Below are 8,906 nucleotides of genomic sequence, written 5' to 3' on the forward strand. Positions count from 1 at the left end.
GCCTCACCCATCCCCCGCAAGGAGAACGCATGAGCCGCACTTCTCCGCACCGTGTCCGATCCTCCCGTACGTCCCCCCGCCCGCGCCGCGCGCTCCCCCACCGCGCGCTGCTCACCCTCCCCCTCGCGGCGCTGCTCGCCCTCGTCCCCCAGACGGCCTCCGCCTACCCCGCCCCCGGGCACGTCACCGGCGACATCGTCGTCCACGACCCGTCGATGCTGCGCGACCCGTCCGGCCGCTACCTCCTGCACTCCACCGGGGAGGGACTCCAGGTGCGTACGTCCGCCGACCGGATCACCTTCGGCCGGGCCGGGAACGCCTTCACCACCCGGCCCGGCTGGTGGAAGGAGTACTCCCCCGTCCCGGAGGCGTGGGCGCCCGACGTCTCGTACCACGGCGGGCGTTACTGGATGTACTACTCCGTCTCCTCCTTCGGCTCCAACACCTCCGCGATCGGGCTCGCGGTGTCGTCGACCGGCCTGCCCGGCAGCTGGTCGGACCGGGGCGTCGTCATCGCCTCCCGTACCGGCGACGACCACAACGCCATCGATCCGCACCTGTTCGTGGACGACGACGGCACCTGGTGGCTGTCGTTCGGCTCGTGGTGGAGCGGCCTGAAGCTGATCCGGATCGACCCGGCCACCGGCAAGCGGCTCGCGGGCGACACCGCGCTCCGCCCGATCGCGGCGCGGCCGGACCGGGCGGGCATCGAGGCCCCGTTCATCGTGAAGCGGAACGGCTACTACTACCTCTTCGCGTCGTACGACCGGTGCTGCGACGGCGTCCGGTCCACGTACCGCATCAAGGTGGGGCGCGCGACCGCCGTGACGGGCCCGTACGTCGACCGGACCGGCACGCCGCTGACGAACGGCGGCGGCACGCCGGTCATGGAGTCCCAGGGCAGGTACATCGGCCCCGGGGGCCAGTCGGTGATGCGGGACGTCGACGGCGACCTGCTCGTGTACCACTACTACGACGGGCAGGACGGCGGCACCCCCAAACTGGGCGTCAACCTGCTGAACTGGAGCGGGGGCTGGCCGACGGCCTACTGAGCCCGGCGTGCGCCGAGGTGCCGGCCGAAGAAGGCGGCCACGTGGTGGCGCACGGCGGGCACGGACACGGCCGGGTCGAGCGGACCCACCAGCTCGGCCCGGCCCTCCACGGTCATCAGCCCGGCGGCCTGCAGCCGGGGCGCGAAGGCGGCGTAGTCCGTGAACACCCCGTGCGCGGCACCGTCCAGCTGCCGCCGCGCGGTGCGTCCGCGCGGGTGAGCGAGCATCGCGGCCCAGGAGCGCTCCAGCGCCTTCCGGTCGGTGAAGCCGTCGGTCCCCAGCAGGAGCAGCGGCCGGTCCACGCCGTCCCGGGCGACCGGGAACAGCTCGCCTTCGCGGCCGGGCGCCTCGGCCGGGTGGTCGAGGTAGCCCTCCAGGTTGGCCGCCGCGCCGACGCGGTCGTCCTCGTACATCGCCTGGGCCGCGGTGGTTCCGCCGGCGGAGTGGCCGTAGATCCCCACGCGCCGCAGGTCCAGGGCGCGTCCGAGGTGGAGCGGCAGCGCGCGGCCCGCCGCGTCGGGGTTGCGCCCGGCCGCCAGCTCCTCCAGCCGGTCCAGGACGAACCGGGTGTCCGCGACCCGGGTGCCGATCAGGGTCCGGAAGAGGGCCGGGTCGGTGCGGGGGTCCTTGGTGAGGACGGTGTCGCGCAGGACGTCGTCCCGGTACGCGGTCGTGGTGGGGAACTCGACCTCGCTCGCGTCGCCGGGGTGGTCGATGGCCACCACCACGTGCCCGCGGGCGGCCAGTTCCTCGGCGAGCCCGGTGCCGAGGGTGCGCGGGTCGCCGCCGCCTGGGCTGTACAGCAGCACCGGCCGCGGTACGGGGTGCGCGGGCGCGCCCAGGTGCGCGTGGGTCGGGGTGGCCGCCCAGTCCACCCCCGCGTGCGGCAGTTGCGGGCGCATCGCGGGGCCGAGCACGGTGAACGACCGTGCGGCGGCGGGCGTCATGTGCGGGGCGCGGGGGTACGCGCGGACGGTGCGGGCCGGGTAGAACACCGTGACCATCAGCTCCCGGACGGGGATGCCGGGGTTCCACGGGTCGCGCCGGGAGCGGTCGACGAGATGCAGCGTGACGGCCCCGATCCGGTACGGGCCGGTCGGCGCCGGCAGCCGCAGGACCAGGCCGCCGCTGTCGGCCCGCGCCTGGGCGGCCTGCTCACGGGCGGCCTGTGGCCGCGGTCGCGCCTCCGCGCCGCCGCCGAGGGCCGTCAGCGCGGTGGCCAGGACGGCCGACGCGGTGACGGTACGGCGGCTCACCGCGGAGGGGTTTGGGCCGGGGTTGCCGTGCGACATGTTTCTCCCCTGTCGTTCTCGAACGGGGCCCGCGCGTCCGCGGCGGGCCTGACCGCATGCTGCGGGCCGGAGGGGAGCGCGGGCCATCGTTCAGGCCCTGCCCGAAAGGATGGCGCGGCGCCGTGCGGCGTGCGGGGTCACAGGGACGGGTCGCGGTGGGTGGGGTCGCCGTCGACGACGGTGAGCAGCACCGGGAGGTCCGGCAGGTCGGTGGCCGCGGTGGTGAGGGGGTCGGCGGCGAAGACCGTCAGGTCGGCGCGGTGGCCGAGCGCGATACGGCCCGCCTCGTGCTCCTCACCCGCCGCCCAGGCGGCGTTGACGGTCATCCCCTGGAGGGCCTGCAGGGCGGTGAGCGCCTGCTCCGGGCCGTGCGGCGGCCGGGCGAGGTCGCGGCTGGGCCGGCGGTGGCGGGCTCCCGCCATGACGCCCAGCGGCGGGTAGGGGGCGATGGGCCAGTCGGAACCGAGGACGACGACGGCGCCGGAGTCGTACAGGTCGCGGCAGCGCCAGGCGCGGGAGGCGCGCTCCTCGCCGAGGCGGCGCGACCAGTTGTCGGTGTGGTCGGCGCGGGTGAAGTCGCAGCAGTGGGTGGGCTGCATGGAGGCGGCAACGCCCAGCTCGGCGAAGCGGCGCAGGGTGTCGTCGGGGACGGTCTCGATGTGCTCGACCCGGTGCCGCACCTCCCGCCCGCCGCCGGCCCGGGCCTTCTCGACGGCGTCGAGGACATGGCGTACGGCCGCGTCGCCGATGGCGTGCGTGGCGGTGGGTACGCCGGCCCGGTGGAGTGCGCCGATGACGCGGGTGTACTCCTCGGGGTCGGGCCAGAAGGCGTTCCGCGACTCGCCGTGGCAGTCAGGGTGTTCGAGCCAGGCGGTGCCGTTGTCGATGGTGCCGTCCATGAAGAGCTTGACGCCCGCGGTCCGCCACAGCCGCCCGCCCGTGCCCTGCTGTTCGATGAGGGCGCGTACGGCGCCGGCGTCGGTGCCGGGCTGGCACCAGGGCGCGACCCGCAGGCGCAGCGGCAGCCGGCCGGCCCGGTCGAGTTCGGTGTAGAAGGGGAGGCTGTCACCGTTGGCGTCCATGGCGTGGCCGCCCGTGAGGCCCGCGGCGGCCATGGCGCGCAGCGCGGCGGCGAGGCGTTCGCGGCGCTCCTCGCGGGTGGGCTGCGGGGCGGCCCGCTCGACGAGCTCGCAGGCGGCGTCCTCCAGGAGCAGACCGGTGGGCCGGCCGTCGGCGTCGCACACCACCTCGGCGGTGGCCTGGTCGAAGGCGCGCGGCCCGTCGACCCCGGCGAGCTCCAGCGCGCGCCGGCTGGCCAGCACGGAGTGCGCGTCGAAGAGCTGGAGCAGGGCGGGTACGCCGTCGAGCACGGTGTCGAAGGGGGCCGTCTCGACGGGGCGGCCGGCGAAGGCGTTGGGGTCGAGGCCCCAGCCGTGCAGCCACGCGCCGGGGGCGAGGTCCCGCACGGCGCGGGCGAGCGCCGCGCGCACCTGCTCCACGTCGGTGCACGCGGACAGGTCGAGGCCGTGGGTCAGTTCGGCGCCGGAGACGGGGTGGATGTGTCCGTCGACCAGGCCGGGGGTCACCACCGCGCCCTTGAGGTCGACGACCGTGGTGGAAGCGTCGGCGAGCGCGCGGATCTCCGGGTCGTCACCGAGCGCGGTGATCCGTCCGCCGGCCGCGGCGAGCGCGGTCTGCGGGAGGTACGCGCCGGTGGCCGGGTCGAGCAACCGGGCCGAGAGCAGGATGAGGGAGGTGCGCACGGGGCTCCTTGGGGAGGGGTCAGTTCGGGGCGGCGGCGGTCAGCGTGCCGGGGGGCAGGCCGAGTTCGCGTTCCGCGGTGGTGAGGGGCATGTCCCGGATGGCGGGCGGGTCGTCGCCGGTGTCGTCGCTGTTGACGAGCATGCCGATGCCGTCGAGGACGACGAGGATCTGCATGGCCGTCACCATCGGGTCGCCGGTGCGGAACTCGCCCTGCTCGACGCCGTCGCGGATGAGCCCTTCGAGCCGGTCGCGCCAGGCGGCCTCCTGGGCGGCGACCCGGGCACGCAGCGCGGGGCGGTAGCGGCTGAGGTGCCGGGCGTTGAGCCAGAGCCGGCTGATGTCGTCGTACGCCTCTCCGGTGGTGCGGGCGAGGAACGCGGCCAGACGCCGGGTGGCGGTGGCGTCGGCTCCGTCGGCTCGGTCGGCGGGGTCGGCTGGGTCGGCTGGGAGGAGTAGGTCGAGTTCGGCGGTGGCGGCGTGGCCGAAGGCCTCGGCCACCAGGTCCTCCACCGCAGGGAAGTAGTGGCTGATCAGGCCCGGCCGGACGGCCAGCTCCTCGGCGATGCGCCGGAGGGTGATGCACTCCAGGCCCTCGGTCAGGGCCACGCCAGCGGCCGCGTCGACGATTTCCGCACGTCTGGCGGCGGGAGACTTGCGGATTCGCTTGTTGGGGAGGCTTGACGGCATGGAATCCATGCTATTGAGTGTGCGACCAACAAGCAAGCAGGTGGGTAACCGACCAGCATCCGGAGGGCCGCATGGCGTCCACGATCCCCGACCCGCACGAAGGCATCCGCGACGCACACACGAAGGAGCGGCCGTCGGGAGGGGCGGGACGCATCGAGGCGCACGGCATCGACCACATCCCCGAGCACGAACGCCACGGCCGGCCCCGCCGGTTGTTCGCCGTGTGGGCGGCGGCGAACGTCACCTACCTGAGCCTGGTGATCGGCGGCGCCCTGATCCTCATGGGCCTCACCCTCGCGCAGGCCCTCGCGGTGATCGTGGTGGGCAACCTGTTCTGGGGGCTCACCGGCCTGCTCGCGATATCCGGCCCCGCGGCGGGCGCGCCGAGCGAGGTGATCACGCGGGCGATGTTCGGCATCCGCGGCAACCGCGTGAACAACGCGGTCGTCGGCTGGATGATCTCCGTCTGCTACTTCGCCCTGAACCTCGCCGCCGCCGCGACCGCCGCCTTCTCCCTCGTGGAGCAGACCGGCGTCACCGGGACCACCGGCGTGAAGACGGTCGTGGTGCTGGTGATCGCCGCCCTCACGCTGGCCATCGGCGTCTACGGCCACGCCACGATCGTGAAGCTGTACCTCCCGATCACCCTGGCCCTCACCGCCGTCTTCGCCGTGGTCGCGGTCGCCGTCCTCCGGCACACCGACTTCGCGTACGCGCCGGCCGCACCGCTCACCGGCACCGAGCTGTGGGCGGTCCTCCTCGCCGGTGTCACCCTGGTCGGCGCCGGCCCGCTGTCGTACACCACCAGCGCGGACTTCTCCCGCTACCTGCCGCGTACGGCCTCCGCGAAGGCGATCGCGGGCTGGACCGCCCTGGGCGGCTTCCTGCCCAGCGTCGCCGTCTGCTCCCTGGGGGCCTTCGCCGCGACCGCGGTCGACATGACGGACCCCCAGGCCGGGCTGCGGACGGTCCTGCCCGGCTGGTTCCACCCGGTCTTCCTGCTCGCCCTGGTCCTCGGCACGATCGCCATCAACGCCCTGACCGCCTACAGCGCGGGGCTCGCCCTCCAGGCCGTCGGCCTGCGCATCCGCCGCTCCCTCAGCGTGCTCGCCGACGGAGCCGCCGCCGTCTCCCTCACGCTGTACGGGCTTCTCGTCTCCGACTTCCTCGACACCGTCGGCAACGTCCTCCAGCTGACCGTCGCCCTGCTCGGCCCCGCAGTGGCCGTCTACGCCACGGACATCCTGCTGCGCCGCAACCGCTACGACGGCCCCGCTCTGGCGGACGAGACCCCGGGCGGCCCCTTCTGGTACACCGCCGGTGTCAACACGGCGGGAGCCCTGGCGCTGGGCGGAGGCGTCACCGCGGCCGCCCTGTGCGTCGACACGCTCTACACCGGGCCGGTCGCCCAGGCGCTGGGCGGCCTGGATCTTTCCCTGCCCGCCGGGATCGTCGTCTCCTCGGCCCTTTACGCGATCCTCATGCGGAGCAAGGGCCTGCCACGCGAGGGTGAGTGACGCACGCCGCCGGTGAGCGTTAAGCCGTTTGTGTCAAAAACCGTCAACACCGCCACCGCCGCCGGCATCGCCCCTGCCACCGCCACCGGCACCACCGCCGCCACCGCGCCGCCCGAGCCGCCGCCCTTCCTGCTGACGGCACCGCAGGGCGGCGCGGCACGCACCCTCCTGTCGTACGTGGCCGCGCTGCCCCTGCCGTCACCCGACGCCCGGCTCCTCGCGCTGGTCATCGCCATCCGGGCCGCCCGCACCGGCATCGGCAACATCTCGGGCATGGACCTGCGGGCACTGAGGCTGACCGACTCCGCCGAGGCCGTCGCCGCGCTGCGCGGCCTGGGATGGCAGGTGCCCGGCCCGCTCCTCGACGGCGAGCCGGACATCCCGGTCCCCGTCACGGTGCCGGGCCTCACCGACGGGCCGGAGCGCCCCCTGCCCTTCGGCAAGTTCATGCGCTCCCGGGTGTCGGGGTGGACCGCCCGCACCCTGAACTCCAAGCCGGTCAAGAAGACCGCGCCGGTCGTGCGGCTCGCCGCGCTGTTCCTGGCCGCCCACACCTCCCCCGAGCTGCACGGGACCGTGCCCGACGAGCTGCCCGAAGCCTGCCGCGCCGTCCTCCCCGACCTGCTGGGCAGGGGGTTCCTCGCCGAGCTCTCCGGCGACCGCTACCGCCTCGACCCGGGGGTGCGGCACCTCGCCGGCCAGCTGCCCCACCCCGACGACCAGGGCGAGCCCGCCGTCGTGCCGTCGCAGCGTGCCGCCGCGTGGCCGGAGGTCGGCCCGGACGAGTGGGCCAAGTGGAAGGCCGACGCCACCCCGGCCCTGCGGCGGCACGCCGAGGCCGTCGAGCACTGCGCCGTGTGCGCGCTGCCCGTCGAACGGGTCGCCACCGCCTTCGTCGCCACCCGCCCCTCCGTCCCGTCGCCGCGGTCCGTACGCGCGGCCTACGAGACCTGGCAGGAGAAGCACCCCGACCGCGGTCCCCTGGCCGCGCGGTTCACGGTCGCGTTCCGCGCGGAGCACGGCCACGGCCCGTCCTACACCCAGCTGTGCGCCGGGCTGGGCTGGAAGCTGAAGCGGAACGTGCGCACCCTCGTCGTGGAACAGCTCCTGGCGGAGGGATGGCTCACCGACACGGCACCCGTGCCGTGGACGCTCCGCCCGGGGAAGGCCGCCCAGGCGGCCGGGATCGTGCTGCCGGCGCCCCGGTGAGACACGCTGTGCGACCGGGCGGGCGCGTACGGCCAGCAGCGCGTCGGCGCGGGCGGCGCCTGCCCGGCCGGGGGCAACCGCTTCACCGCACGAAATGGTGGATATCGACTTAACCTGGTGGTATTCACACTCCCGAGTCTGGGGGAATCATGGAACTCGGCTTCCTCAAACCGCTCTTCGACCGGCCAGGCCCATGGGCTTCCGTCTACGTCGACACCACGCGCGCGACCGAGGACGCGGCAAAGATGCAGGAGCTCCGCAACCGCTCGGCCGCGTCCCAGCTCATCGACGCGGGTGCCGACGCCTACACCGTGCGGGCGGTGACGGAGACGCTCGCCCGTGAACCCGTCTCCGGCGCGCCACCCGGCCGGGCGCTCTTCGCCACGGGCGCCGAGGTGGTGCTGGACGTCCCGCTCGCGGTGCCGCCGCCCGCCATCCAGGCGACATGGTCGATCCTGCCGCACATCGCGCCGCTCACCGGCCTGCGGGGCGACGAGCCGCGGTGCCTGGTCGCGTACATCGACCACACGGGCGCCGATCTGGAGCTGCGGGACCGGCCGGACCGCCGGATCGTGGGCCGGGCGCAGGGCAAGGAGTGGCAGGGACGCGGGCACCGCAGCATTCCCGAGGACCGCTACGAGTGGCACTACCGCAACAAGGTCGAGAACGGCTGGAACGAAACCGCCGAGATCATCGCGGGTGAGATCGCCCGCGCCTGGCCGGAGTGCGGCGCCGACCTGCTGGTCCTGACCGGTGATCCGCGCGAGCGCAGGGCCGTGCACAACCGGCTGCCGGAGCGCGTGCGGGCCGTCACCGTGGAGGCCGAGAACGGCAGCAGGTCGCCGGGCGCCTCCAAGCGGGTGCTCGACCAGCAGATCGCCGAGGCGTGCGAGAGGTTCGCGCACGAGCGGCTCCAGGGCGCCCTCGAACGCTTCTACGTCGGGCGCGGCAGGCCGGGAGAGCACCGGGAGGCCGCCTCCGTCGACACCGGCCCCGGGCAGGCCGCCGAAGGCATGCCGGCGGTCGTGGACGCCATGCGCAAACACCAGGTGGCCACGCTGCTGCTCACGCCGGACGCCTCCGACGCGCGGCGGGAGGTGTGGATCGGGCCGGGTGTCGACCAGGTCGCCGTGCAGCGCTCCCAGGTGCGGGCGATGGGGGTCGCCAAGCCCGAGCGGGCGCGCGCCGACGACGCCCTGCTGCGGTCCGCCGCGGCGGCCGGTGGCGAGGTCCTCACCGTCCCGGACGGGATGCGGGGCCCGGCGGGCGGCCTGGGCGCGGTGCTGCGCTGGAGCATGTGACGCCCCATGCCGAGCGGCGCCACCGTACGCGCGAGCCCCCCCTCCCCCGAAGTCGCCTACGCCCCGGCGCCGCCCCGGCGCCTG

Annotated in this window: 7 protein-coding genes; 4 read left to right on the top strand and 3 right to left on the bottom strand. The window is 74.8% G+C overall.

The features are described from left to right. The first annotated feature begins 29 nt into the window (after window positions 1–29). On the top strand, window positions 30–1,052 hold the full coding sequence (locus ABZX67_RS23625; RefSeq protein ID WP_355363288.1) for an arabinan endo-1,5-alpha-L-arabinosidase: 1,023 nt from the start codon (window positions 30–32) through the stop codon (window positions 1,050–1,052). Here the strand turns inward: ABZX67_RS23625 and ABZX67_RS23630 are convergent. The 3 genes from ABZX67_RS23630 to ABZX67_RS23640 form a co-directional block, all read right to left on the bottom strand. Beyond that, window positions 1,046–2,308: an alpha/beta hydrolase gene (locus tag ABZX67_RS23630; protein WP_355363290.1), complete on the bottom strand. Its 1,263-nt coding sequence runs from the start codon at window positions 2,306–2,308 to the stop codon at window positions 1,046–1,048. The genes ABZX67_RS23625 and ABZX67_RS23630 overlap by 7 nt on opposite strands. A gap of 173 nt (window positions 2,309–2,481) precedes the next feature. After that, on the bottom strand, window positions 2,482–4,107 hold the full coding sequence (locus ABZX67_RS23635; RefSeq protein ID WP_355363292.1) for an amidohydrolase: 1,626 nt from the start codon (window positions 4,105–4,107) through the stop codon (window positions 2,482–2,484). Between the two features lie 19 nt (window positions 4,108–4,126). Beyond that, window positions 4,127–4,795: a TetR family transcriptional regulator C-terminal domain-containing protein gene (locus ABZX67_RS23640; protein WP_355363294.1), complete on the bottom strand. Its 669-nt coding sequence runs from the start codon at window positions 4,793–4,795 to the stop codon at window positions 4,127–4,129. A 71-nt stretch (window positions 4,796–4,866) separates the two neighbouring features. On the opposite strand from ABZX67_RS23640, the gene ABZX67_RS23645 reads away from it, so the two are divergent. From ABZX67_RS23645 to ABZX67_RS23655, 3 genes are all read left to right on the top strand, one after another. Continuing rightward, window positions 4,867–6,312: a cytosine permease gene (locus ABZX67_RS23645; protein ID WP_355363296.1), complete on the top strand. Its 1,446-nt coding sequence runs from the start codon at window positions 4,867–4,869 to the stop codon at window positions 6,310–6,312. Between the two features lie 30 nt (window positions 6,313–6,342). After that, window positions 6,343–7,521 carry a hypothetical protein gene (locus tag ABZX67_RS23650; RefSeq protein ID WP_355363298.1) on the top strand — a complete coding sequence of 393 codons (1,179 nt, stop codon included), beginning with the start codon at window positions 6,343–6,345 and terminating at the stop codon, window positions 7,519–7,521. A gap of 149 nt (window positions 7,522–7,670) precedes the next feature. Next, on the top strand, window positions 7,671–8,822 hold the full coding sequence (locus tag ABZX67_RS23655; protein ID WP_355363300.1) for a hypothetical protein: 1,152 nt from the start codon (window positions 7,671–7,673) through the stop codon (window positions 8,820–8,822). Window positions 8,823–8,906: the final 84 nt, after the last annotated feature.

Origin of the sequence: Streptomyces sp. NPDC003036, from assembly GCF_040611175.1 — a bacterium.
GTDB lineage: Bacteria > Actinomycetota > Actinomycetes > Streptomycetales > Streptomycetaceae > Streptomyces.